General features: G+C 65.0%; 18 protein-coding genes and 1 pseudogene. 12 read left to right on the top strand and 7 right to left on the bottom strand.

Going from position 1 to position 25,017, the window contains the following annotated elements; all coding sequences use genetic code 11:
* Window positions 1-47: 47 nt before the first annotated feature.
* From ABLI39_RS09390 to ABLI39_RS09415, 6 genes and pseudogenes are all read right to left on the bottom strand, one after another.
* Window positions 48-362 (bottom strand): hypothetical protein, encoded by a 315-nt coding sequence (locus tag ABLI39_RS09390; protein ID WP_349413146.1) that lies wholly within the window; start codon window positions 360-362, stop codon window positions 48-50.
* Window positions 363-483: 121 nt separating this feature from the next.
* A complete protein-coding gene (locus ABLI39_RS09395; RefSeq protein ID WP_349413147.1) occupies window positions 484-2,397 on the bottom strand; it encodes a GmrSD restriction endonuclease domain-containing protein in 1,914 nt (637 codons plus the stop codon).
* 71 nt (window positions 2,398-2,468) lie between these two features.
* Window positions 2,469-7,685: a PDDEXK-like endonuclease domain-containing protein gene (locus tag ABLI39_RS09400; protein ID WP_349413148.1), complete on the bottom strand. Its 5,217-nt coding sequence runs from the start codon at window positions 7,683-7,685 to the stop codon at window positions 2,469-2,471.
* A gap of 519 nt (window positions 7,686-8,204) precedes the next feature.
* Window positions 8,205-8,942 carry an NAD(P)/FAD-dependent oxidoreductase gene (locus ABLI39_RS09405; protein WP_349413171.1) on the bottom strand — a complete coding sequence of 246 codons (738 nt, stop codon included), beginning with the start codon at window positions 8,940-8,942 and terminating at the stop codon, window positions 8,205-8,207.
* A gap of 154 nt (window positions 8,943-9,096) precedes the next feature.
* A pseudogene (locus ABLI39_RS09410) lies at window positions 9,097-9,471 on the bottom strand (NAD(P)-binding protein); the annotation flags it as partial.
* Window positions 9,472-9,473: 2 nt separating this feature from the next.
* On the bottom strand, window positions 9,474-9,863 hold the full coding sequence (locus tag ABLI39_RS09415) for a TfoX/Sxy family protein (RefSeq protein WP_349413170.1): 390 nt from the start codon (window positions 9,861-9,863) through the stop codon (window positions 9,474-9,476).
* A gap of 141 nt (window positions 9,864-10,004) precedes the next feature.
* Between ABLI39_RS09415 and ABLI39_RS09420 the strand changes: the two genes are divergently transcribed.
* Entirely contained in the window at window positions 10,005-10,499 is a 495-nt protein-coding gene (locus ABLI39_RS09420; RefSeq protein WP_349413149.1) for an SRPBCC family protein, read from the top strand.
* 142 nt (window positions 10,500-10,641) lie between these two features.
* Window positions 10,642-11,880 carry an acyltransferase family protein gene (locus tag ABLI39_RS09425; protein WP_349413150.1) on the top strand — a complete coding sequence of 413 codons (1,239 nt, stop codon included), beginning with the start codon at window positions 10,642-10,644 and terminating at the stop codon, window positions 11,878-11,880.
* Between the two features lie 22 nt (window positions 11,881-11,902).
* Here ABLI39_RS09425 and ABLI39_RS09430 read toward each other — a convergent pair whose 3' ends face one another.
* Entirely contained in the window at window positions 11,903-12,628 is a 726-nt protein-coding gene (locus ABLI39_RS09430; protein WP_349413151.1) for a YoaK family protein, read from the bottom strand.
* A gap of 531 nt (window positions 12,629-13,159) precedes the next feature.
* Between ABLI39_RS09430 and ABLI39_RS09435 the strand changes: the two genes are divergently transcribed.
* The 10 genes from ABLI39_RS09435 to ABLI39_RS09480 all read left to right on the top strand — a co-directional run bounded on the left by ABLI39_RS09435 (window position 13,160) and on the right by ABLI39_RS09480 (window position 24,792).
* Window positions 13,160-14,548, top strand: coding sequence for an ABC transporter substrate-binding protein (locus ABLI39_RS09435; RefSeq protein ID WP_502935214.1), 1,389 nt, complete (start codon window positions 13,160-13,162; stop codon window positions 14,546-14,548).
* A gap of 9 nt (window positions 14,549-14,557) precedes the next feature.
* Window positions 14,558-15,508 carry an ABC transporter permease gene (locus ABLI39_RS09440; RefSeq protein WP_349413153.1) on the top strand — a complete coding sequence of 317 codons (951 nt, stop codon included), beginning with the start codon at window positions 14,558-14,560 and terminating at the stop codon, window positions 15,506-15,508.
* Window positions 15,509-16,402 (top strand): ABC transporter permease, encoded by an 894-nt coding sequence (locus ABLI39_RS09445; protein ID WP_349413154.1) that lies wholly within the window; start codon window positions 15,509-15,511, stop codon window positions 16,400-16,402.
* Between the two features lie 63 nt (window positions 16,403-16,465).
* On the top strand, window positions 16,466-18,250 hold the full coding sequence (locus ABLI39_RS09450) for a gamma-glutamyltransferase family protein (protein ID WP_502935215.1): 1,785 nt from the start codon (window positions 16,466-16,468) through the stop codon (window positions 18,248-18,250).
* Window positions 18,234-19,859, top strand: coding sequence for a dipeptide ABC transporter ATP-binding protein (locus ABLI39_RS09455; RefSeq protein WP_349413156.1), 1,626 nt, complete (start codon window positions 18,234-18,236; stop codon window positions 19,857-19,859). The genes ABLI39_RS09450 and ABLI39_RS09455 overlap by 17 nt, the downstream gene beginning before the upstream one ends.
* The gene (locus ABLI39_RS09460; RefSeq protein ID WP_349413157.1) at window positions 19,840-20,553 is read left to right on the top strand and encodes a GntR family transcriptional regulator; all 714 of its coding nucleotides are present in this window, start codon (window positions 19,840-19,842) and stop codon (window positions 20,551-20,553) included. Before ABLI39_RS09455 ends, ABLI39_RS09460 begins: the two co-directional genes overlap by 20 nt.
* Before the next feature lie 201 nt (window positions 20,554-20,754).
* The gene (locus ABLI39_RS09465) at window positions 20,755-20,958 is read left to right on the top strand and encodes a cold-shock protein (RefSeq protein ID WP_011690916.1); all 204 of its coding nucleotides are present in this window, start codon (window positions 20,755-20,757) and stop codon (window positions 20,956-20,958) included.
* 188 nt (window positions 20,959-21,146) lie between these two features.
* Window positions 21,147-21,611, top strand: coding sequence for a hypothetical protein (locus ABLI39_RS09470; RefSeq protein ID WP_349413158.1), 465 nt, complete (start codon window positions 21,147-21,149; stop codon window positions 21,609-21,611).
* A gap of 167 nt (window positions 21,612-21,778) precedes the next feature.
* Window positions 21,779-23,407 (top strand): alkaline phosphatase D family protein, encoded by a 1,629-nt coding sequence (locus ABLI39_RS09475; protein ID WP_349413159.1) that lies wholly within the window; start codon window positions 21,779-21,781, stop codon window positions 23,405-23,407.
* A 110-nt stretch (window positions 23,408-23,517) separates the two neighbouring features.
* The gene (locus tag ABLI39_RS09480; protein ID WP_349413160.1) at window positions 23,518-24,792 is read left to right on the top strand and encodes a plasmid pRiA4b ORF-3 family protein; all 1,275 of its coding nucleotides are present in this window, start codon (window positions 23,518-23,520) and stop codon (window positions 24,790-24,792) included.
* The last annotated feature ends 225 nt before the right edge of the window (window positions 24,793-25,017 follow it).

A 25,017-nucleotide genomic window follows, 5' to 3' on the forward strand; every position in this document is an offset into this window, starting at 1 on the left:
ACGACGCAGCGTCACAGTGCTAGTCCTGCACTAGTGCATTTTCCCGGCTAGAGCTTGTCGATCCAGGTGTCTTCCTCACGGTTGTCCCATGCCGAGCCAGAAGTCTCTTTGGGCGGTAGGCTCCGCTCTTCGATTCGCCGGAGGATCGGACGAACGTCCTTTGCCAGCAGCTCTCTCACTGACGCCACCGGACGAACGATGCAACTCTCTATTATTGCCCGGCGATCGTCCATTGATTCGATTCCCGCCGCGGCGAACGCCTGCCGAAGCTGGTTCACTTGGGCGTCGCGGATTGGAGTGTCGGTTAGCAGAGCCGGTGGCGCTACGGGCTGATCAAAGATGTCAAAAGTAGGGTCGTTCACGGCGCTTCCTCGTCGATTTTGCAGGGTTCAATTCTGCCACGAGTTCCAGGCAGATTGGTGCCCAGAACCTGGGGAGGTTGTCAGCGGACGCGAAGGACCCTGCCTCGAGCTGAATAGCAGACTAGACGGCTGGGGTGAGAGCGGTGTCCTTGGCATGCTGCCGAACAGCTTCCAGATCCGTGAAGACGAGATAGCCAAGGCTGGCAAGCTGGTTTAGCTCGTCGGCATTTCCGTCCAACTCCAATACGACCGGTGGGGTCATGCCGGGTTGCAGCCCATCAGCCCACTTCGCTTCAGCGACGCATACAAGATCTCCCGATTCCGGATCGCGGACTTCGGCATCGATTTCGCCTAATGCGAATCCCATGTCAGCTAGATCGCTGACGAGCGCCTGTACCTCTTTAGACTTGCTTGTCGAGACGTCATAGGCGGGGGTGGTCCGCTCCAGATCGGCAGAGCTGGTGCCGTGCCAGAGATCGTCCAGGACGAGGTTCATGGCATTGGCCAGCAGCTGACGGCGAGCCGCCAGAAAGTCTCGGTACTTGGCGATCGACCAGAGACTCCTGTCTTGCGGAATCCATTGGCTGGCCAGTGCTCCCGGGAAGGCTGATTCGACGGAGTGAAAGTACTCGGCGGGGTCGCGGTCTGTGATATCGAGATTCGCATCTTGCGTGAGGAAGCAATAGTTTGCGACCGCATTGACCTCCTCCTTCGTGTACCCGGCCTCGTAGAGTCTCGCCTTGGGGAAGATGTGGTGGACCTGGAGGGAAGAGTTTCGCCCGAGCATATGGGCGGAGAGCGCTATGCCGGTAGTGAAGTCCTTGGCCCCCTGCGTCCGAGTTAGCATGTAGAGCATCGGGTAGAAGCGGGCACCGATGGTGTTGCCTCCGAAATCTGCCTCTCTGACGGTCAGATCTCCGCGCGAACGAAGCATTTGCGTCATCAGGCCTTCAATCCCATTCTCGTCCACGGCTCTCAGGTCGACGTTGAGGTAGGACTCAGTGGAACCAGCGAAGCGCCCCCACATGGCCGCGTGAATGTACCACGTCAGAATTCGGTCTCGCTCGACAGCGTTCGGGAATCGTCCGTTGTTGTTGTGGAGATACCTGGCGATAATCGGTACGGCAAACCTGGCCGGGAAAACGCGGTCGAAATCGAGTCCAAGTCGGGCGGCGATAACGTCCAAAGCGACCGACACGAGTCCGGCAGTTTCCTTAAGCCCCTTCCGAATGTCCTCTTCGGCGACGGGAGCCAGCGCTGTGAAAAGCGCCTCACCGGTGACGACCGCGTTCACGTTGCGTAGGAGCCACTCGAGCGTAAACCGGTAGCCGGCTGCCTCCCACTTGGAGCGGTGTCCATTCATCTCGGCGCGGGCCTCCGGCCACGAAGCGCATATCTTGGCCAATGCCAAATCACCCTTAGAGAGTTTGGTCCCACCCGAGTTCACGCGATTGAAAATGTCGACGACGACATCGATGGTCTTGTCAGACCCGCTGACTTCCTCAATGTGAACGTCACGGTGCTGAACATCGGCGAGTTTAGTTATGCGGGCCATAACTCTGAGCATTTCGGCAGGCCCGAGTTTCGCAATGTCAGGGTGAGAAGACAAGTAGTTTTCAACGTTTTTGACCATCAGCTCAGAGACGTTGATCCATCCGGGATTGTCCTTCATCTTGACTGGCGCGTAGAACTCAAAGACCTCCTCGTATACGTTGAAGTAGAGATCGGTGAAAGCTTGGGCATTCCCCTCAAAGAATTTTGGGGGCACGCCGCGCATCACGCCGTAGAGAGTTGTGGCCCGCTGCTGACCGTCGAGGAGGAGTTTGACGCTGCCATCTCGGTCAATTTCGCCGCCTCGCGTTCGTGCCGTAGCTACGGCTGTGTTCCAAGTCATGAAACCGCCAATGGGGTAGCCCTTATAGAGCGACGTGAAGAGGCTGCGCACCTGCTGCCTGTTCCAGACATAGCCCCGCTGAAACTCCGGTAGAGCCATATCTTGGCTGTCGATCTGGTCAAGAATTGTGGATAGTTTCAATGTGACTCCTGATTGGTCGAATCGACAACGTTCCAGTTTTGGTCATCCCTGATGCAGAGATGCGCGACCATCTATGTAATCTTCCATGTGTAGCTTCGACACTCTTGCAGATAGTCGGCGGTCCGCTTGGTAAGTCGCTTCAGGCCAAGAGCGTTGAGCACTTCTCTATCCAGATCCCACTCGGGAACGCCTCGCTCGGTGATCAACTCGAAGAGCGTGGTCAGCTCGGACGGTGGAACTTCGAAGATGGTTCGGGGTCCGAGCTGCCGGACTTGCACTGGGTCTTGGCCGGGGATGTAAAGAGTGGAACCGACGACTCCTTGAACGCCGTCGTCGAGCCTGGCTATGGCTCCGGCGCGCAGGGCTCGGCTCGCGGCTACGTTGAAAATGCTCTGGAGGCTCTTCCCGACGCGTTGGCCTCCTGCCGCTTGTTGATACCTCAGGTACACCTGGCGCGCTATCATCGGTCCTTCGTGGCGGAGAATCTCTACCAAGCCCTGCTGGATGTGCTGAATGTTGCGATCGTTAACAGGAGGCTTCGGGACCAGCGGCCACGGCGTGTACAGGGCAAGGTTCACGTACTCGGTTGACGGCTCCGCTTCTTGGCCGAAGAGCCGAGCGCTAGTGTCGTCGTCGTCTTCGGTCAGCGGTTCGGGGACCACCTCGGCTTGGACCCCGACCGTTGGTTCTTCTTCAGATGAAGGAGTCGTACCTTCCGCCGGGGCCTCGGGGGCGGGGACTTCGCCTGGGCCTGCCTGAAAGGGCGACGGTGCGTCGAGAGACTCGAGAAATTCATCCCAATCAAAATCTGGGTCCTCATAGACACTCGAATTTGCAGCACTCGATTCAGATTCGTCGGATGCGCCGGGCAGATCCGCCATGGTGACTTCACGGACCACGGAACTTTTCGGTCCCTCCATCCAACCGCCTCCGGTAGGGATGCCCAGAGAGTCCAGGTGGCTCCAGACAGACACCATGGCAGCATCCGGGTCTCGGAAGAAGGCGGAGCCGCGAATACGTTCAAACGTCCAGCCGGCCCGCTCGAGGACTTCCTGCCGTGCACGGTCCTGGTGCCAGACATCCGGACCATGCCAGCGGTCGCCGTCGCACTCGATGGCAAGGCGGCGTTCCGGCCCGGAGACGACAATGTCCAGGCGGTAACGCCCGACTGTCTTCTGTACCTCGACGGCCCGGTACCCTCGGCCCAGCAACGCGCTGACGACTCTTCTCTCAAAAACAGATTCGCAGGCATCCAGGAGCTCTTCTTGTGCTGGGGCTTCAGCCACATAGGAGGCGCAGTGACGGATCAAGGCAGCACGAAGATCACCGTTGGGAAGCATTTCGGGATCGACAGAGGTGACCACCCACATTTGGTTCCGGGCCCGCGACGCCGCGACGTTGATCTTGCGCAGATCCTTGACACTTGTCATTGCACCGAACCGAGTCGTCGATTGACTCGGATCGATGGCCACAACCGTAGAGATGACTATCACATCTCGCTCGTCGCCCTGGAAGTTGGCGGCCTCGCCACAGCGGATCTTTCGTTCCTCCAGTTGTTCGGGACCGAGGCGATCGTAGAGTTTCTCCCAGATCAGCTTCGCCTGGCTCGAGCCCAAAAGGGTTACGACGCCGAAAGTCATACCGTCATATTGCTCGTCGTCGCACATGTCGGCGATGAGGTTAGCCGCTTGCAAAGCTTCCGGCTCATTGACATCGCCCATGCGATATCCGTCCATGACCCGCAGAACGCCGAGCGGCACCCAGCCCGGGCGCGGTGCCTGATCGCGGAGGGGAACGATCCGCCGGTTGTAGGCCTGTGTATTGGAGAAAGCAATGATCTCGGGCAGGCATCGGAAGTGTTCGGACAGCATGACAGGTGTCGCGAACTTCTGTGTTGCCAGATCGTACAGGCTGTTATCCGGATCAAAGAGCGTGCGGTATTTCGGAACCTCCGCAAGGTGGTCATCCATAATGTCGAAAATTTTCTGACGGTCCAGTCCAACGTGTTCCGGACTGGTCTGCTTGTCATCACCCACCACGATGGCTTTCTTGGCCAGGGATAGCAAGGGGAGTGCCTCGAATCCGATCTGTGAGGCTTCATCCACGATCAGCACGTCAAAGGGCGGAATGGCCGCGGGCCGGAAGCTGGTGAGTGCACGGGACGTTGTCATGATCCAGACTGGCACCGCGTCTTTGGAGTCGTTGAGCGCCTCGCGCATTTCCCGGATCCATCGCTGGGCGTACTTGCCGCCCGTCTTCCCGTACCGGGTGACGGCTTTCAGATACCCCTGAAGTGCCTGTCGTTGCTTGGGTCCAAGGTTGTCCGCCAGCCTTCGCCAGGCGAGAGCTTCGACAAGCTCGGCCACTGTACGCTGTCGCTGCCGTACGTGCTCGTCGATTCGTGACTGCAGCTCTGCGGGAGAAGCCTGCGACGTGGTCGACGCTACCCAACAATCAAGCTGTCGCCATTGCCAAGCACCGTTGATCGTTTCCGCCGCAGGTGCTTTGTCCGGAGCAGACGAGAGGGCCGCTGCCCACTTAGGAGCGGCACCAATGACCGCGTTGTGCAGCTCCATGAGCCTGCTGGCAGGTTCCACCAAAGCCGTCACACGCGTAGTCTCATCGAGCAATCGGCTCCAGCGTTCGACGTCTTGGATTTGGAGAGCTTCTAGCAGTTGGACCCACAAAGGGGACGCGTCTAGCCGGTTTCCACCAGCCTTCAACATCGTTTCGAGAGATTCGATCCGTGTAACGGATTCAACAGCGTCAAAGTGCTGCCTTGCCTCATCCATGTCCCGGACCAGGCATCCCGACTGTTCAGCACTGCTGAGTGCTGAGGTTCGGATGCCTACCGAACGGAGCTGGGTTGAAAGCTGATGACGTCGAGCTGGCAGCCCGAGTAGGTCTTCAAGTTGCCGAAGTTCGTTCGCGACGTCGTCCTCGGGCCGCGCGGTCAAGGTTACCTGAAGCGCGCTGGGTGATTGATTGACGAACAATCTGCTGATGTGTTGCCGTGTCAGGTCCAAGAGAGTTGCCGCAATGCAAAGCGATGCCTCATCTCTCGTCGAAGGTACACGCCCGTCAATGGTGAATATCGACAGGGTCTTCTTGTGCTGACGATCAAATAGACCGAGCTTCCCGGTAGTCGACAGATGCTTTTGCGCATCAATAATTCGATTGAGACCGTCCTGAGTGGCAGGCACCTCCAGCTCAACGACGGATGACATCAGCGCGCGCCGGTGTTGGATCGCCTGATGCCTCAGATCGGTCAAAGCCTTGAAGTAGTCGGTCAGTTCTTGTCTGAGGAGCTCGTCGTCGAGGCTGGCGAGCTTGGCGGCGTAAGGCGACGCTTCGATACCACTGAGTGCCTCGCAGTACTCCGCGGTTTGGGCTTGCACGGCGGTGATGATGTCGCGCGAGGCGGCGGTGAAAAGCGACCAGCTCGTGAACATGGATCGTACTGCAGCTGCCCGGCCTTGGCTCTCGGCTGCCGCCTTGAACAGGTTCGCCAGCTCAGCTGCTGTCGGAATCTCCGCGAGGGGTGGAAGGATCGTCAGGGCCCGTCTGGCCTGTTTGATTCCCACGGAGTTCAGAAGTTCTAGATAGCCCGCGTATTCAGCTGCCGAGAAAGGAATCGGGGCCGAAAGCTCGAGGGTGTCCGGGATGTGTGCAAACGATTCGGTGTTCTGTTGGACCCATTCGGCTGCAAGCTGGGGTGAGGGATTTTCGCCCACAATCCAGGAGCCGGGCGCCCTTTCGATCTCTGCCTGTCGGGCCCGCAGCATGTCAGTTGTCGTGGCAGCAATACCGCGGTTAGCGGCATCGAGGTCCAAACGAAGCCGCTCGATGGTCTCGTCGGCCCCGCGCGTGTCCAGGGTGCCAACCGTCCCCTGAATCGTGGTCACAGCCTTTTCCAGGGATTTCCGGCTTTCCTCGTCAGCTCCCAGGACCGACACAGTCAGATCACGAATGCCTGAAGGAATCTTGTCGGAGAGGACTTTCAGCGCTTGTTCCTTTTCCGCCACCACCAGTACACGCTGCCCGTAGGCGACGTAGTGGCTGATCAGGTTTGCAATGGTGTGCGACTTGCCCGTACCCGGGGGACCTTGAACGGTGACGCCTGGATGGATCTGCGCGAGTTCGAGAATTCTTTTTTGTTCTTCGTTTGTGGCCAACGGGAGCAGCAATGGGTCAGCGGGTGCGCGCCGGGCGAAGTTATCGGGGTTCGTCTGGATCTCAGCGCCCTGAGACTCGCCACCCGCGTGCGACACGACGTCGCGCAGCGGCTCCGGAATGATGCCGTCAGCAAGGTAAATCGCTCGCATCTCATCCAGAAAACCCTGAGAATCGGGCACTCGGGGGCGCAGGAACAGGGTCCAGCTTTGATCTGCAACCAACGTCGAAGCTGGCGTCCCGGCTGACGCTTCGAGGACGCCGTTGTCGTCAATCGATCTTGTTAGGCGCAGGAGGAGCTCTGACATCTCCTTCACATCCCACGGATCCAGCTCCAGCTCGGCAGTCGTCTGCCGCGCGCTGGTAATCGACTGTCGATCGTGAATGTCGAGCCCTGCCAGGTAGCGGATTTCGACCTCGGCCTGTCCTGCTGGAGTCACGGCCAACCTCTGTGACTTCGGATCCAAGGAGATCTCAACCGGGACCGTGATCAACGGGTGGTCCAGGACGTAACCCTCAATAGCCCATCGTGCGCGACCGAATCCCCAGACGAGTTCTACGGACTCACGGTCCAGCATGAGTCGCTCGCGCTGCTCAAAAAGATTTCGGTGGCGGCGCTTAACACTCGATGCTCGGGCATGTTCGGCAGACCATGGTTCCCACTGGCCTTGGATCCATCCCTCAGCATCGCAGACGAGTTGCTCGTACTGCTCGAGCTGGACCTGTTGCTCCTCCTCGCTGAATTCCTGAACGTGCTCGTTTTCATCACCACCCTGCGAGCTCAAGGTCTGGAACTCCGGCAACGGGACCGTCACATCCGGCCTGGCTACAGCGGACACGGGGCGCCCGCCGGCGATGTATTCCATGAGTTCCTCGGGCACACGGGGTGCTGGCGGCAAATCGACGAAGTCGATGCTGAGCCATTCGGGTTCCGCTGCGTGCACTTGTACCGCGCTGTGCGTCGGTAGGTCGTTTTCGGTCAGCCGGAAGAGCCGGTAGTCCGAGATGTTACGCACGGGCTTGTTGCGCTGGGCGTCATACTCGGAGAGGAAATCGATGAGTCTCAAGACTTGAATGCGGGCGTCCTGTGCGTTGACTTCGGCATCGACCGTCATATGAAACCCCCAGAGGTGGCCGTCGCCCAGCGCAGTCGGCCTCAAAACTCTCCCGATTATATGGTCATATGTCGTTCCCGCGGCTCAGGCTTGGCATGGACCAGCTTCCTCGACATACCACTGGTGCCCGGGAACGGGAGATTACATATGCGGCGTGCAGCAGGCGGGAAGAGCTTTGGGCTTATTGGTAGAGGGGGCCCAACGGTCCTGCCCGGTGCCGCCACGTTCCGGTCCCCGCTTGGTGACCGTGGCGCTCGTCAAACATGTACGCACCCGGCACCGCGTCGCCCCGCGAGCCGCCCCGGCAGCCAGGCTCCACCACAACCTCCACCCGTCCCCCGCTCCATCCCACGCCCCGTCCCGGCCCCGGCACCGGCCTATTTGCCCCGGTGGTCGGTCCAGCGCCGGTGGTTCGTCGCCGGCGACAAGGACGACTGGGACAAGGCCTTCCGGGACGCCGAGCTTCAGGCACAGGTCTGCGCCGCCGGACCCGTGGCCTACAGGACGTAGAACGCCCCGTCACCGCCCGGCGATGTGCCCCGCCACGAACTCCGCGTCGTCGCCCACCACGGACAGCGTGGCGGACAGGTGCTTCGTGAGCCAGGGGAGGCCCACGGCGTAGAGGCCCGGAACCTTGGTGACGCCGCTGCCGTGCCGCGGGTAGTTCCACTCGTCGAGCACCGGCACGTCGAGGAAACTGAAGTCCAAGCCGTAGCCGGTGCACCAGATCACCGTGGTGACGCCCTCGGCCTCCAGATTGAGCCGCGACCCCGGTTCTGCCGGCAGCCAGTCGTCCGCTGGCAAGGGCTCCGCGGGCGGGGCGTCGATGCCTGCCGCGGCGATGTAGGCGTCGGCCATCCGTCCCAGCCGCTCACCGAACCCGGCCTCCACCAGAGCGAGGCGTTCGGGGAGGTCATCGCTGAAGACAAGATCGTCGTCGTCCGTTCCCTCGACCCGGCCGTGCAGGCGGACGCCTCGGCGGCCGAGGTCCCGGAGGTGGATGCTGTGGCCGCCGCCGTTGCCGGAGATCAGCGGGTTGCACATGAAGCGCGCGGCCGGTGAGGGCAGCTGGTCCACCTGGAGGCCGTTGATGCCGAACTCGGGGCCGTGAAGGTTGAGCTGCAGGATCCAGTGGAAAACGTCCTGGCCGCGGTACCGACGCGGTGCCTCGGGGCAGGTGGAGACGGACAGGTGGACCTCCCGGCCGGCGTCGAGCAGGTTCTCGGTAATCTGGCCGCCGGACTGCCCGGTGCCCACCACCAGCACGGCGCCGTCGGGAAGTTGCTGCGCGTTGCGGTAGTCGTGGCTGTGCAGCTGAAGGATGTGCCGGGGGGAGCGTGGCGGCCGACGCCGGGATCCGCGGACGCTGGAAGGCGCCGTTCGCGAGGACCACGTTCAGTGCGAGCCAATGTCCCTGGTTGGTCTCGACCGTGAAGCCGCCGTCGACGACGCCGACCCGGGACACCTCCGTGCCGAGCCGGACCGGAGCCTTGATCCGCGCGGCGTAGTCACGGAAGAGCCCGATCACCTCGTCGCGGGGGAGGAAGGCGTCCGGCTGGGGACCGTCGTAGCTCAGCTCCGGCAGCAGGAACGCAAAGTTCGGGGTGTTCAGATAGAACGAATCCCAGCGGTCCTGCCAGGCGCCGCCCAGTTCCGGCCGCCGTTCCAGCAGTTGATGGTCGACGCCGTGCCGGCTCAACCAGTAGCTGGTCGCCAGCCCGGCCTGCCCCCCACCGATCACCAGGGTGTCGACCTCCTGGACTGGTCCTGCACCGGAGGAGGGCATGGCTACTTCTTCGAAACCCTGGGAGCCTTCGGGGCTTTGGGCGCCTTCGGCGGCAGGCCGGCCACGTGCTCGAACGCCTTCTCCACCCAGGCCCTGGCGCGCGCCACATCGCCGTCGCCCTCGGAGTTCCAGATCTCCGGGAGTCCGGTGTAGCCGCCCATGGGGCGCTCGGCCGGCCCGAACGGCACGGTCCGCTCGGTGCTTTCGAGCGTCGCCTTGTCCGCCGCGGAGAGCTTCACACCGATGGTGGGACCGAACAGGCCGGCGAACATGTTGCCGTTCACGAACGCCCCGAGGTTCCCGAACATCGGCTTGATAACCACCTCGGGAATCTCCGGCACCACAGCGCGGAAGTGCTCCTTGTCGGCGTCGGACGCTTTCGGCATTTCCATGGTGTTCCTCCGGGAATTGGTGGCCATTGAACGGGTCTTTCTGCAGGATATGCCCTCGAAAGTGCGCGGTACAGGCCGCGGGTAGGACGCCCGCGAACCGTCCGCCGCCCGGAAGAGGGAGCAGTCTGTAAGGATGGACCCATGAATCAGAGCAGCATCCGCCAGTACCAGGAGTCGGTCACGGTCAACGCATCAGCCGAGACGCTTTACGACCTTGTCTCAGATATCACCCGCACCGGCGAGTGGAGCCCGGTTTGTACGTCATGCTGGTGGGACGACGAGGACAGCGCCGGCCACGTCGGTGCTTGGTTCACCGGCCGGAACGAGCTCCCGACGCGGTCCTGGGAGACCCGGTCGCAGGTGGTGGCTGCCGAGCGCGGCCGCGAGTTCGCCTGGGTGGTGGGCGGCAAGTATGTCCGCTGGGGCTTCACCCTCACCCCGGACGACGGCGGAACCGTCCTGAGCGAATCGTGGGAATTCCTGCCGGAGGGGATCGCCATGTTCGGTGAGAAATTCGGCGACGGGGCAGACGCCCAAATCGCGGACCGCACCCAGCAGGCGCTCGACGGCATTCCGAGGACGCTCGCCGCGATCAAAAGGATCGCCGAGTCCAGCACTGCAAATATTGGCGCCTAGTCCTAGGACTGGAACGGCTCCAACACTGCACGGCGGCCCGGACGACGTCGGCTCGGATGACGTCGGCCGGCGCCGCTCTGCGGTTGGGCGGATGAAGACACCGCCACCCACCCGAATGTAACGAACTGGTAACATGGGGTTGATGCGGAATCAGTCTGGTCAAACCCGAGTCACGCAGTTGGACGGCCTGAGGGGGCTTGCCGCCCTGGTGGTGGTTGCCTGCCATGCGCTGTCCACGCTCCCCGACATCGGGCGGGTGGTGGCCGGCGACCGGACCGCGGGGCTCAGCAATTCCGAGGCTTGGGCGGTGTTCTCCCCGCTGCATATCCTCTGGAACGGCACCCCGGCGGTGCACGTCTTTTTTGTGCTCTCCGGCTTCGTGCTGATCCTGCCGTTCACCAAGGCGGGAGCCGCCAGGACCTGGGCGCCGTACTACGCCAAGCGGCTGCTCCGCCTCTACCTTCCCGCCTGGGCATCCCTGGCTGTGGCCGTTGCGTTGATTGCCCTTATTCCCCGCACGGTGTCGCCGCTGCAGAGCGTCTGGGCGGACATGTATGTGACCGACCCGAACCTGGGCCAGGTCCTCAAGGACGCCGCGCTCCTGCTTAACGCGAGCACCATCAACACACCCCTGTGGACGCTCAAATACGAGGTCGCGTTCTCCCTCCTGCTTCCGGCCTATGTCGCCTTCGCCGTCCGCTGGCGGAGCCTCTGGCACCTGAAGCTCGGCATCGCCTTCGCCTTGGCCATGCTGGGTGCGGTGCAGCACCTCGACTGGCTGACCTATCTCCCGATCTTTGCCATCGGGGCGATCCTGGGCGCCGAACGGGACCGGATCCGCGAGCTTACCCGGTCCTGGCCGCGCCTCGTCTGGCTGCTGGTCGCCGCCGCCGGCCTGTTCCTGGCCAACGCAGAATGGTTCAGCCGGGACCAGCCGATCCTCGGCGTCGAGGCTGTGGTCACCGTCGGCGCGACGCTGATCGTCCTGGTGTTCCTTCTGTGCGGCTCGGCGAAGAAGCTCGGGGACACCGCCGCCGCGCAATGGCTGGGCCGCGTCTCCTTCAGCCTCTACCTGGTGCACCTGCCGATCACCCTTGCCGGCGTCACCTTGCTGAGGCACGTCTCGCTGCCGCTGGCGCTCGCGGTCTCCGTCGCAGCCTCGCTCGTGGCCGCCGAGCTGTTCTACCGCTACGTGGAGCGGCCGGCCCACCGGCTCTCGATCGCCGCCGGGCGTGCGGTGGAGCGGCGGGTCCGCCTGCGGGCCGGCGACGCCACTGTGGCAGAGGCCAGTGTGGAAAGCCCGGCCGGGCCGGGCGTCGGGCGGGAGGCGGAGACGCCGGCCCCGGCCATGACGGCGGCGACGTCGGGACACCGCGGCTGAGGCGGCGCCCAGTCTCGAACGGCTAGTTTCCCACCCCGGCCCCAACCCCGGCGGTCTCCTCGACCTCCGCCAAGGCTGCCCGCGCGTCCTTCCTGTATCGCGCATGCCCAACCCCCACCACAACCGAGGCAATCACAGCGGCCACCCCGAGCCCCAGCCACAACCCCGCCAGCAGGGCCGCTGAACCGGTCAGTGCACCCAGCAGGATCAACACAATCGCCAGCGCCCGGCGGACCCAGTGGACACCGCTGCCGCCGGCCAGACGGGAGTCCGCAGCGAGCCCGGTAATGGTGGAGGTGACCACCACCGTAGTGATCTCGGCAACCTTGAGTTTCTTGGCCGTCGCGGCCTGGATCCCCATCACCAGGGCCATCGCCGAGGTGGTCATGTTGCCGAAGAGCTGTTCGGCATGCACTGGCGCCGAAGCCACGAACACGGTCAGTGCCCAGAGGCCTAGGGCCACCGCGAGGAAATTCGCGGAGGTCCTGAGGGTCCAGCCCTCGCCTCCGCGCCGCAGCACCCGTCCCGCCAGCGCTGCTCCCAGCATAAATAAAGCCAGCGCGAGGGCCGGGCGCAGGACGGGCAGGCCCGTGCCGCCCACGACGGCCATGCCCAGCAGCACCACGTTCCCGGTCATGTTGCCGGTAAAAACCCGGTCCAGCCCCAGATAGCCCACCGCATCCACCACCCCGGTGGAGAACGTCAGCATCAGCATCAGGACCAGATGCAGGCGGTCCGTACGGACCAAAAATTTTTGGCGATTCACAGAAATATCTCCGATACATCCTTGAAACAAAAGTATACGAATGTAGTATCCATACACAGATTGTATTCAATACTGACGTCGTCTTCGACCCGATGATTTGGATCCGCATGTCACTCTCGTTCCGCACCACCGCCGCGCCGGCCACCGGCCGGCGCCACGCCCGGGCAGCCGCCCTGGTGGGAAGCATCGCCATCGTTGCCGTTGCTGCCACCGGCTGCCAGCCGATCCAGGCCCTGCCCGCAGCGGTCACCCGCACGGACGTGATGTCCGCGCCGATTGGAAACCAAAAAATCCAGGAGGGCGGGGCGCTGGTNCGTTGCCGTTGCTGCCACCGGCTGCCAGCCGATCCAGGCCCTGCCCGCAGCGGTCACCCGCACGGACGTGATGTCCGCGCCGATTGGAAACCAAAAAATCCAGGAGGGCGGGGCGCTGGTGATGGCGCTCTCCGCAGAGCCCGACCGCCTGGACCCCACGACGTCGTCGTCCCTCTACACCCGCTACGTCATGCAGACGATGTGCCAGAAGCTGTACGACATTGACGACAAGGGCAAGATCGTTCCGCAGTTGGCCACCGCGCTGCCCCAGGTGAGCGCGGACGGCCTGGCCGTCACCATCCCGGTCCGGACCGGCGCCACCTTCGCCGACGGCACCCCGTTCAACGCCGACGCCGCCCGGCTGACGATCGAGCGCGGGCTGACCCTGAAGGGCTCGGCGCGAAAGAGCGAGCTGGGGCCGATCGCCAGCGTGCAGACCCTCAACGACACCACGCTGCGGATTAACTACAAGAAGCCGTTCGCCCCGATCACCGCGGCCCTCGCGGACCGTGCCGGCATGGTGCTCTCACCCAAGGCCGTGGCCGAGGCCGGCGCCTCCTTCGGTGACCACCCGGTGTGCGTGGGTCCTTTCAAGTTCGCCGGCCGGGTGCCGCAGACCTCCATCAAGGTCGAACGGGACCCGCTCTACTACGACGCCAAGAACGTCCACCTGGACACCATCACCTACCGGATCATGACGGATTCGAACATCCGGGCAGCGAACCTGCGCTCCGGCGCCGTCCAGGTAGCGGACTCCGTCTCGCCGCAGGACGTGGACGCCCTCTCTAAGGAGGACGGCGTCGGCATCCTGCAGGTGGGATCGCTGGGCTACCAGGGCCTGACCCTCAACCTGGGCAATACCGCCGGCGTCGGCAAACCCGTGGGCGAGATCAACACCCCCACGGCCAAGGACGCCAAGGTCCGGATGGCCCTTTCCATGTCCGTGGACCGCGCGGCCCTGGTGAACACCGTCTTCAACAACTGGTACGAGCCCGCCTGTTCGCCGATCGCGCCGTCCAGCCCCTTCGCGTCGGACCTGAGCAAGGCCTGCCCGGAATTCAACCCGGCCAAGGCCAAGGCACTGCTGCAGGAAGCGGGAGTGCAGACCCCGTATCCGGTGGAGCTGCAGGTCAGCAACTCTCCTGATGCGCTGCGCTACGCGCAGGCGCTGCAGGCCGCCGTGGCGGACGCAGGCTTCGCCCTGACCATCCGGCCCGTGGAATACTCCACCCTGCTGGACGTCCAGACCCGCGGCAGCTTCGCCGCCCTCCAGCTCGGCTGGTCCGGCCGCGTGGACCCGCACGGCAACATGTTCAACTTCCTCGCCACCGGCGCCGGCAACAATTACTCCGGCTACAGCAACCCCCAGGTGGACAAGCTCCTCGCCGAGGCGTCCAGCGCGACGGACCAGGCCGCCCGCGCACAGCTCTACGGCCAGGTGGTGAAGCAGGTCCAGGCCGACAACCCGGTGATCTACCTTTACCGCGTCCGCAGCCTCACGGCCTACAGCACCAAGGTGGCCGGCATCGACACCTTTGCCGACGGCGTCGTCCACCTCAGCAACGCAGCCTTCGTGACGAAGAAGTAAGGACCCACCATGATCCGCTATCTCTCGACCCGACTCTGGCAGTCCCTGGTCACCCTGGTCCTGGCCTCCCTGGTGATCTTCATCGGCATCCGCCAGCTCCCCGGCGACCCCGCCATCGCAATGGCCGGGGAGGAAGCCAGCCCCGAACAGCTCAATGCCGTCCGCGCCCAGCTCGGACTGGACCAGCCCCTGCCCGCGCAGTACCTCAGCTTCATCGGCCGGCTCCTGCACGGCGACCTTGGCCGGTCCACCCGCACCGGCACCCCGGTCACCGACCTGGTCGGCACCACGCTTCCGGTCACCCTCTGGCTCGCGGCGTACGCGATCGTCCTCGCCGTCGTCGCCGGTATTCTCCTCGGCGTCGTCTCTGAGCGCTTCCGCGGCCGCTGGCCCGAATGGGTCTCCAACGCCGTGGCCTTGGTGGGCCTCTCGGTGCCCAGCTTCTGGCTGGGACTGCTCGCGATCCTCTACCTCGCCGTCAACCTCGGCTGGTTCCCCGCCTCCGGATACGTCGATGTCGGGCAGGATCCCCTCCGGGGCCTGTACTACCTGACGCTGCCGGCCATCATCCTGGGCACCGCTCTGGCCGCGGTGATCCTCCGGCAGACCCGGGCGTCCATGATCGAAACCATGAGCACCGACTACGTCCGGACCGCCAACGCCAAAGGCCTCGGCGCAGGCCGGGTGCTGTTCCGGTACGGGCTGCGCAACTCCCTGATTGTGGTGGTTACGATCGTGGGCCTGCAGCTGGGCGGGCTGATCTCCGGAGCGGTGGTCACGGAGCGGATCTTCGCGCTGCCGGGCTTCGGAAAGCTCACCCTCGACGCCGTCTTCACCCGCGACTATCCCGTCATACAGGCCGTGGTGCTCATCATTACCGTGAGCTACATCGTGATCAATCTTGCGGTGGACATCCTGTACTCGGTCATCAACCCGAAAATCCGAGTAGGAGGCAACTAAATGGCCATCACCGAAATCCGTCCCGCAGCGCTGGACTCAGCAGGACTGGGCTCCTCCCGCGGACGCATCTGGAAATCACTGCGCAGCAACCCGCTGGGCCTCACCGGCGGCATCATGCTGGCCCTGGTGATCCTCGCGGCCCTCCTCGCGCCGCTGATCGCGCCCTACGATCCCGCGCAGGTGCACTTCAACACCCCGTTCCAAAGGCCCGGCACCGTCGGCTTCCTGCTCGGCACCGACGATCTCGGCCGTGACATTTTCTCCCGCCTGGTCTTCGGCATCCGCGCCTCGCTGATCGTGGGGGTGCTCTCCGTGCTGCTCTCGGTCCTGGTCGGCGCCCCGCTGGGACTGCTGGCGGGCTATTGGAAGTGGCTGGACGTCATCATTTCCCGGCTGACCGACGTCACGCTGGCCTTTCCGTTCCTGATCATCGCCGTGGGACTGGTGGCCATCAGCGGACCCAGCCTGGGCAACGCCGCCGTTGCCCTGGGCATCGCGCACATCCCGGCCATGATCCGGGTGGTCCGCGGTGAGACCCTGCGGATCAAGGAAAGCGATTTTGTGCTCGCCGCCAAAACCATGGACGCCTCCGGCGGCCGGATCATCTTCCGGCATGTCCTGCCCAACACCGCCTCCGCCCTGATCGTCCAGGCCACCGTCATCATGCCGGTCGCCGTGATCGGGGAGGCCCTGCTGTCCTTCCTGGGCCTCGGGATCCAGCCGCCGTCACCGAGCCTGGGCATCATGCTCTCCGACGCCCAGCAGTACATTTTCCGTTCCCCCACCGCGGCGATCATCCCGGGCATCGGCATCGCCGTAATCTGCCTGGCCTTCAACCTCTTCGGGGACGCCCTGCGCGACGCCCTGGACCCCTCGACCTCTAGCCGAAAGTAGCCCGTGACGTACACACCCGCAGCTTCCTTCACCACCCGCCCCACCCTGCAGGGCACCTTCGGCATGACCGCCTCCACCCACTGGCTCGCGACGGCGTCCGCCCAGGCGGTGCTCGAACGCGGCGGCAACGCGTTCGACGCCGCCGTCGCCGGCGCGTTTGTGCTGCAGGTCGTGGAGCCGCACCTGAACGGTCCGGGCGGGGACATGACCGGCGTCTTCGTCACCGCCGACGCGCTGTCCCACCCCGTGATCCTGATGGGGCAGGGCCCGGCGCCCGCCGCCGCGAACCGCGAGCACTACCTGGCCGAAGGGCTGGAGCTGGTGCCCGGCGCCGGGGGACTGGCCGCCGCCGTTCCCGCCGCCTTCGACGCGTGGCTCCTCCTGCTCCGCGACCACGGCACCTGGGAACTATCCGACGTGCTGGCCTTCGCGACCGGCTACGCCCGCGACGGCCACCCGATCGTGGACCGGGTAGGGACCACCATCGAGACCGTCAAGGACCTCTTCACCGAACACTGGCCGACGTCGGCCGCCCTCTGGATGCCCGACGGCAAGATTCCGGCCGGCGGCGATCTGGTCAAGAACGTCGCCTACGCCGACGTCCTGGACCGGCTGGTCGCCGCCGGGGACAGCGCTCCCGGGGACGGCGGTGCCGCCGAAGGGACCGGATCGCGGGAAGCCCGGATCGACGCCGCCCGGCGGGAATGGAGCGAGGGCTTCGTGGCCAAGGCCGCCGTCGAGTTCCTGGCTGCCCCGCACCGGCACTCCTCGGGAACGGACCACGCTGCGGTCATCACCGAAGCGGACTTCGCGTCCTGCAGCGCCTCCTACGAATCGGCCACCACGCTGGAATTCCGCGGACACACCATCGCCAAGACCGGTCCCTGGGGCCAGGGCCCGGCACTGTTGCAGACGCTGGCCATCCTCGACGGTTTCCCCGACGAGTACCTGGATCCCTCCACCGCCCTCGGCGCCCACACCATCCTGGAAGCACAAAAACTCGCGATTGCAGACCGCGAGGCGTACTACGGCGACAACACTGTGCCCCTGGACTACCTGCTGAGCCCGGAATACGCCGCCCAGCGCCGCCAACTGATCACCGACCGGGCATCGCACAAGTTCCGCCCCGGCACCGTCCCCGGCCACGAGCCGTTTATCCCGCCGCTGCGCACCGAATACCTGCCGCCGTCGAGCACCGGCGAGGGCGAGCTGTTGTTTGCCGGCGTGGGCGAACCCACTGTCATGCCCAGCGGGGAAACCCGCGGCGACACCTGCCATATTGATGTGGTGGACCGGTGGGGCAACATGATCTCGGCGACCCCGTCGGGCGGCTGGCTGCAGTCCTCGCCCGCCATCCCGGAGCTGGGTTTCTGCCTGGGCTCCCGGCTACAGATGACCTGGCTGGAAGACGGCGCCCCTTCCACCCTGGCCGCGGGCAAGCGTCCGCGGACCACCCTGACCCCCACGCTGGTCCTCAAGGACGGCAAGCCGGTCACCGCGCTGGGCTCGCCGGGCGGCGACCAGCAGGACCAGTGGCAGCTGCTCTACCTGCTCCGGACCCTGGTGGGCGGATACTCCCCGCAGGAAGCCGTGGACGCGCCCGCACTGCACACCACCTCAATCCCGGGGTCATTCTGGCCGCGCACCTGGACCCCGGGCGGTGCCGTGGTCGAGGACCGGCTCGGCGAGCCCGTCATCGACGAGCTGGAACGCCGCGGCCACGTTGTTACCCGCGCCGGAGACTGGGCCCTTGGCCGGCTCTCCTGCGTTGTCTCCGATCCCGAAACCGGTCTGCTGAAGGCCGCCGCCAACCCCAGAGGAGCGCAGGGCTATGCAGCCGGACGCTAACAACCAAGACAAGACCCTGCTCTCCGTCCGGAACCTTGAGGTCAGCTACGGCGGCGCGCCGGTGCTGGAAAGCGTGAGCTTCGATCTCAAAAAGGGCGAACGGGTGGCTATTGTCGGCCAGTCCGGTTCGGGCAAGTCCACCGTGATCGGGGCGATCCTCGGTCTGCTTCCGGGCAGCGGCCGGGTCTCCCAGGGCTCCATTCTCCTCGACGGCACGGATCTGGCGGACCTGACCGGGAAGCAGATGCGCGCCATCCGCGGCACCCGGATCGGCTTGGTCCCCCAGGACCCGATGTCCAACCTAAACCCGTCCATGAAGGTCGGCGCGCAGATCGCGGACGCCCTGGTCAGTAACGGCCTGCGCGGCCGGGCCGCCGTGAAGAAGCGCGCCGTCGAACTAATGGCGGAAGCCGGGATCCCCGACGCCGGCCGCCGGTACGGGCAGTACCCGCACGAGTTCTCCGGCGGGATGCGCCAGCGGGTGCTGATCGCGATCGCCCTCGCCGGCGAACCGGACCTGCTGATCGCCGACGAGCCGACCTCGGCGCTGGACGTGACGGTGCAGCGGCAGATCCTGAACCACCTGCAGACGCTGGTGGACGCCCGCGGCACCTCACTGCTCTTCGTCACCCACGACCTGGGGCTGGCTGCTGACCGCACGGACCGGATCATCGTGATGGCTGACGGCAGGATCGTCGAAACCGGCACGCCGCAGGAGATCATGTTCGACCCGCAGGAGGAGTACACCGCCCGTCTGGTGGCTGCGGCGCCGTCGGCCAGCCTGCTGCCCGGCGCCGGGGTGACGGCGGAACCCGCCGCTGCCGGCGCGCCGGTGCTGACCGTCCGGAACCTCTTCAAGGAGTTCAAACTGCGCGGCCAACGCGGGGGAGTGGTCAAAGCAGTGGACGATGTCTCCTTCAGTGTCGACCGCGGCACCACCACCGCGATCGTCGGCGAATCGGGATCGGGGAAGACCACGGTGGCCCGGATCGTCCTGGGACTCGAAACCGCGTCAGGGGGCGAGGCCCTCATCAACGGCGGCAGCCTCGCCACCAGCAACGTCCGCGAGCGGCGCGACCTGCGCCGGATCGTCCAGCCGGTTTTCCAGGACCCGTTCGGCTCCCTGGACCCGACCTACTCGATCGAGCGGCTGATCGACGAACCGTTGCGGATTTTCGGCGTCGGAAATCCGGCGAGCAGGCGGCAGCGGGTGGGCGAACTCCTGGACCAGGTGGCACTGCCACGCACTGTCGCCCAGCGCCGCCCCAGCGAGCTGTCCGGCGGACAGCGCCAGCGTGTGGCGATCGCCCGGGCGCTGGCCTTGGAGCCTGAGGTCCTGATCTGCGATGAAGCCGTCTCCGCGCTGGATGTGCTGGTGCAGGAACAGATCCTGGATCTGTTGGGAGATCTGCAGGATAGGCTGGGCCTGAGCTACCTCTTCATTACCCACGATCTGGCCGTGGTCCGCCAGATCGCACACAATGTGGTGGTCATGAAATCCGGAAAAGTGGTGGAATCGGGCAGCGTGGACCAGGTCTTCCTGGCTCCGTCCGCCGACTACACCCGAGAACTACTTGGAGCGATTCCTGGTGCAGCATTCGCTAGATAGCGCGGACAACGCCCCCCGGCAGCGCGTCCAGGACGAGATCCGCAGGGACATCATCTTCGGCGTGCTGCCGGCTGGCAGCCGGATCACGGAAACGGCGTTGGCGCACAAGTATGGGATCTCCCGGGTGCCGGTACGGGAGGCGCTGCGCGCGCTGGAGGTGGAAGGCTTCGTTGAGTCGAAACCCTTCGCCGGGTCAACGGTCTCCGCCATCCCGGTCGATGACGCAGATGACCTCTTCGCCATCCGGGAAGCCCTGGAAGCGGCCACCGCGAGGCGTGCCGCCCGCCATGCAGCCGCGCAGTTCGCTGCGGGAGGGCCGGACCCGGTGTGGTGGGAACACCGCAAAGAGTTGGCCGCACTGTTGGAAGCGGGCGACCAGGCGATTGCAGACGGACGGATTGATTTGCTCCCCGAGCTCAATATCCGCTTCCATCTGGGCATCGCGGAGCTAAGCCGAAGCTCCTCCTTGACGGCGCTGTTGCGCCAGATCTCGGGGAAGATCGAATGGCTTTACGCGTCCGACGTCGACTCCCGGGGTAAGAGCTCCTGGAGCGAGCACCGCACCATCATGGCAGCCATTGACGCCGGGAACGCCCAGGAGGCGGAGCGGGGTATGGCCGCCCACGTCCACAGCTCAAGATTGGGCTACCTGAGCCGGTTCTCACCCGACGGCGCAACCGGGACGGCGTCGTGAATGCCTTCTTATGACGTGTGGTAAACCGCCCGTCCATCCGTCCTGTAGAGTAGATCCTGTTGTTGTGTTTATGCAGTTCGTAGTTCAGGCAGTACGCACGGTCGAAAGTCCGTGTTCTTCTGAAGCAGCGGTTTTGAGCACCCCAAACAGGAGGACCCGAAAGTCGGGACAGTTCCTCCACCTTCACGAAGGACAAAAATAATGGCTACTGGTACCGTCAAATGGTTTAACGCTGAAAAGGGCTTCGGCTTCATTTCCCCCGATGACTCCTCGCAGGACGTTTTCGCGCACTACTCCGCGATCAACTCCTCCGGGTTCCGCTCCCTCGAAGAGAACCAGAAGGTCTCCTTCGAAACCGAGCAGGGCCCCAAGGGTCCTCAGGCCACCAACATCCAGGCTATCTAATTTCCTTAGATACCCGGGACCGTTAGGTTTCGAGCAGGGCCCGTCCTCGGACGGGCCCTGCTTTTGTTTAACCCAGGTGTGCCGGACCGGCCCACTGGACACCGCACACGCGCGGGAGCATCCTGTTGCTGTCCGCGTTCGCCACCACGCGGAACCCCAGTGATCGGCGAGGGAAGCTGGCACACACCATGAGCGAAACACCAGACGCCCGGCAACGGCTGTCCACCCGGATCGACGAAAAACAGCAAGCCATCCGCGCCTACCTGGCCCGCGAGCGACCCCGCCGGAACAGGCTCTCCAACATCAGCATCGTCGGCAGCGGCCTGGCCGCCGCGCTCACCGCCGGCCCCGCGGTGGGCGGCACCGGGTTCACCGACGCCGTCGCCGGCCTCTTCGCGCTCAGCGAGGACTCGATCGTCTGGCGGGTGCTGTGCCTGCTCGCCGTGATCCTCTCCGTCGCCGCGGCCCTGGCCACCAACTTCGCCACCTCCCGCGCCGTCGCTGACCGGGTGAGCGCTGCCGAAACGTCGAACGCCCAGCTCGAGGGCCTCGCCGTCTCCCTCAATATCGGGAACATCGACGTCGACGAGGCGGTCAAGCTCTACCAGCAGTACGCCGGCCAGGTCGCCTTCGTCGACGCCGCCTCCCGCTGAGGGCTTCCTGCCCGGATGCTCTATCACCTTTGGCTGGTCTGAGCCGTCAGAACAGCCATACGTGATAGAGCAACCGCCCGCCTGCTGGCTCCGCTGGCCGCACCCGAATCCACTGGCCCGGCGCTGTTCACACCTCCGCCACCGCAGGTTTACGCGGGCAGTCAAGGATGAAAACCATGACTGATTTCACCCGCCGCAATGTCCTCAAAGGCGCACTGGCCGCCGCCGGTGCCGCCGCCGTCGTCCCCGCAACGGCCGGTGCGGCCAGCGCCGCCCGGCCCGCCGGCGTCGCGCTGGTCCGCAACCGCCTGACCCTGCCGTCGGGCATCGCTACCGGCGATGCCACCACCGGCTCCGGCGTGCTGTGGTCCCGCGCGTCGGGCCCGGGGACGCTGGTGGCGAACCTGCTGGCCGTCGACGACGACGGGTCCCCACTCCGCGGCGGCCGCGCCTTCCAGCGGGTGTTGCGCGGGAGTGCCGCGTCCGAGGCGACCGATTTCACCGCCAAGATCAACGCCGAGCATCTGCCCGCCGGCACCCGCTTCGCCCTCAGCCTGCACTTCGAGGACGCCGACGGCAACGCCGGCGAGACCGCGCAGGGCTCCTTCAGCACCGCCCCGGACACCGGGCAGCTCAGCAGCGGCCGCGCCGCCCGCGGCCAAAGCTTCGTCTGGAGCGGCGACACCGCCGGCCAGGGCTGGGGCATCAACGAGGAGATCGGCGGGATGCGCGGCTACGCGGCCATGCACGCCACTGCCCCGGACTTCTTTATCCACTCCGGCGACACGATCTACGCCGACGGTCCCATCAGCGCGCAGGTGACCGAACCGGACGGCCAAATCTGGCGCAACCTCGTGACCGAGGAAGTCTCCAAGGTGGCCGAATCCCTCAACGATTTCCGCGGCCGGCACCGCTACAACATGATGGACAAGAACGTCCGCGCCCTGTACGCGCAGGTTCCGGTAATCGCGCAGTGGGACGACCACGAGACGCACAACAACTGGTACCCCGGCCAGATCCTCACCGACACCCGCTACACCGAACGCCGCGTGGACGTCCTCGCCGCCCGCGGCCGACAGGCCTGGCAGGAGTACCAGCCGATCGCCGGCGTCAGCGCCGGAGGCACCGGCTTCGAGCCCGCCCGGATCTACCGCAAGATCAGCCGCGGCCCGCAGCTGGACATCTTCTGCCTGGACATGCGCAGCTTCAAGGACCCGAACACCGACGGCAAGGAAACGCACCTGACCCACATCCTCGGCCAGGAGCAGGCCGACTGGCTGATCCGCGAAGTGAGCAAGTCCAAGGCCACCTGGAAGGTGATCGCCAACGACCTGCCGCTGGGGCTGGTGGTCCCCGACGGCCCCGTCAACGAGGAATCGCTCTCCAACCGCGACGCCGGCGCCCCCTTGGGCAAGGAACTCGAGCTCGCCGGGGTGCTCTCCGCGTTCAAGCGCAACCGGGTTAAGAACGTGGTCTGGCTGACCGCCGACGTGCACTACTGCGCCGCGCACCACTACTCCCCGGAGCGCGCCGGGTTCACCGACTTCGATCCGTTCTGGGAATTCGTCGCCGGGCCCATCAACGCCGGCAGCTTCGGCCCGAACGCCCTGGACGGGACGTTCGGCCCGGAAGTGGCGTTCTTCAAGACCGGCGCCTACGCCAACGAATCCCCGCGCAGCGGCAAGAGCCAGTTCTTCGGCCACGTGGACCTCGGCGCCGACGACGTCTTCACCGCCAGCCTGCGCGACGCCAACGGTGCGGTGTTGTGGAGCAAAGCGCTGCAGCCGGAGCGTTAAACGGCGGTTGGGCGGGTGGGTAGGCCGCGCAACATCGGGGGGCGGCCCCTTCTGGGTTCACGGCCGGGTTGGGGAGAGCGCGGGGCCGTATCTCTGGAACAATGGCCGACATGCAGCCCGCGGACCCGAGTCTCCCGATCCCCGTCCCCGCCTTTGACCTCCGAATCAACATCGAGGGCACGGCGCCGGAGATCTGGCGGCGACTCCTCGTCCCGGAAACCATCACGGTTCCGCAGTTCCACGAGGCCATCCAGCGGGCCTTCGGCTGGCACGACCAGCACCTCTACGGCATCCGCTGCGTCGACCGCCACGGCGAAGGGCGCATCATTGTTGGCCCCGACGAGGCGGCGGAGGACTCCGGCGCGGAGCCGGCGTCCGGCGTCGTCCTTTTTGAACTCCTGGATGCAGCGGGACCGTCGCCCGAGTTGTTTGAGTACGAATACGACTTCGGCGACTCCTGGAACCATCGTGTGGAACTCGTGGGGCCCGGGTGGGTCCCCGAGGGCACCATCAGCTGTGTGGAGGGTGCCAACCGCGGACCGGTGGAGGACTCCGGAGGGATTGGCGGGTACCGCCAACTTGCGGAGGTACTCGCGAATGAGAAGCACCCGGAGCACCACGACGCGGCTATGTGGTTCTACCGGGTCACCGGCGAGTGGACGTCCAAGTTCGACGTCACCGCCTTTGACCTCGACGCCGTCAACCGGAGCCTCCGCCGTCTCAGCCTGCAGCTGTGGCCGCGGCCGGTCACCGCGGCGGAGCGGGGCGCCGTACTCCGCCCGGTCCTGTGGCTCCTGGAAAATGCCGCGGGGGAGGGGCTGGAACTGACGAAGGACGGCTACCTGAAGCCGGCAATGGTCCGCCGCACAATGGAAGAGCTCGGCTGGATCGACGAAACCGTGGGCAAAGGCAACCGGGAGATCAACACGCCCGAGGTGATGGACCTCCGCCTGCAGCTGCTCACGTGGAAACTGCTGCGCAAGCGCAACGGCAGGCTGCTGCTCGGGTCGATGGGCAAGCTCGGCCTGGCCGAGCCGGACAAGCTGTGGGACTTCCTGGTGCAGGCCATCGGCGCCTCGCAGCACGACGCCGTGAAACTCATGACCCGGCTGGCGGCGCACTGGTCCGTCCAGGGATTTGAGCCTTCCTATGCCGTCCGCGACGAGGTCATCATCAGGGCGCTCGAGGCCTCCGGCTTTGTGACGCGCTCCGGCGACCCGATCCCGGCCGAGTGGGTACAAGACATCGACCGCACGGTGCGGCAGTCCCTGGGCAGCCTCCAGCTCACGCTTCCCGGGGATCGACTCTGGCTGCGGGAGCGGGAATTGTCCGACGGCGGCCTCAAGTTCCTGCTCCAGGTGCAGGCGCTGCTGGGGGACAGGTAGCAGGGCACGGGGACAGAACGCCTTCCACCGCCACTGCCCGGTGTGACCTACTCCACAACGGTCCGACGCCGGGCGGCTGGTTAGTTGAGGACCGATGCGGCCGCCGGATTCCGCGGAACACCGGGGAATATGACGCCGCGGGACACCTGTGGGGGCCGATTTGTTTGGGGTCTGCTTGGTGTGTAGAGTAGTTCGAGTCGCCGCCGCTGATGCGGAGAGATAGCG

This window comes from Pseudarthrobacter sp. B907 (genome assembly GCF_040137805.1).
GTDB lineage: Bacteria > Actinomycetota > Actinomycetes > Actinomycetales > Micrococcaceae > Arthrobacter.

Excerpts from the sequence above, each read along its gene's own strand:
- ABLI39_RS09400 (WP_349413148.1), bottom strand. The coding sequence starts at position 7,685 with ATGACGGTCGATGCCGAAGTCAACGCACAGGACGCCCGCATTCAAGTC.
- ABLI39_RS09415 (WP_349413170.1), bottom strand. The coding sequence starts at position 9,863 with ATGGAAATGCCGAAAGCGTCCGACGCCGACAAGGAGCACTTCCGCGCT.
- ABLI39_RS09420 (WP_349413149.1), top strand. The coding sequence starts at position 10,005 with ATGAATCAGAGCAGCATCCGCCAGTACCAGGAGTCGGTCACGGTCAAC.
- ABLI39_RS09425 (WP_349413150.1), top strand. The coding sequence starts at position 10,642 with ATGCGGAATCAGTCTGGTCAAACCCGAGTCACGCAGTTGGACGGCCTG.
- ABLI39_RS09435 (WP_502935214.1), top strand. The coding sequence starts at position 13,160 with ATGTGCCAGAAGCTGTACGACATTGACGACAAGGGCAAGATCGTTCCG.
- ABLI39_RS09440 (WP_349413153.1), top strand. The coding sequence starts at position 14,558 with ATGATCCGCTATCTCTCGACCCGACTCTGGCAGTCCCTGGTCACCCTG.
- ABLI39_RS09445 (WP_349413154.1), top strand. The coding sequence starts at position 15,509 with ATGGCCATCACCGAAATCCGTCCCGCAGCGCTGGACTCAGCAGGACTG.
- ABLI39_RS09450 (WP_502935215.1), top strand. The coding sequence starts at position 16,466 with ATGACCGCCTCCACCCACTGGCTCGCGACGGCGTCCGCCCAGGCGGTG.
- ABLI39_RS09455 (WP_349413156.1), top strand. The coding sequence starts at position 18,234 with ATGCAGCCGGACGCTAACAACCAAGACAAGACCCTGCTCTCCGTCCGG.
- ABLI39_RS09465 (WP_011690916.1), top strand. The coding sequence starts at position 20,755 with ATGGCTACTGGTACCGTCAAATGGTTTAACGCTGAAAAGGGCTTCGGC.
- ABLI39_RS09470 (WP_349413158.1), top strand. The coding sequence starts at position 21,147 with ATGAGCGAAACACCAGACGCCCGGCAACGGCTGTCCACCCGGATCGAC.
- ABLI39_RS09475 (WP_349413159.1), top strand. The coding sequence starts at position 21,779 with ATGAAAACCATGACTGATTTCACCCGCCGCAATGTCCTCAAAGGCGCA.
- ABLI39_RS09480 (WP_349413160.1), top strand. The coding sequence starts at position 23,518 with ATGCAGCCCGCGGACCCGAGTCTCCCGATCCCCGTCCCCGCCTTTGAC.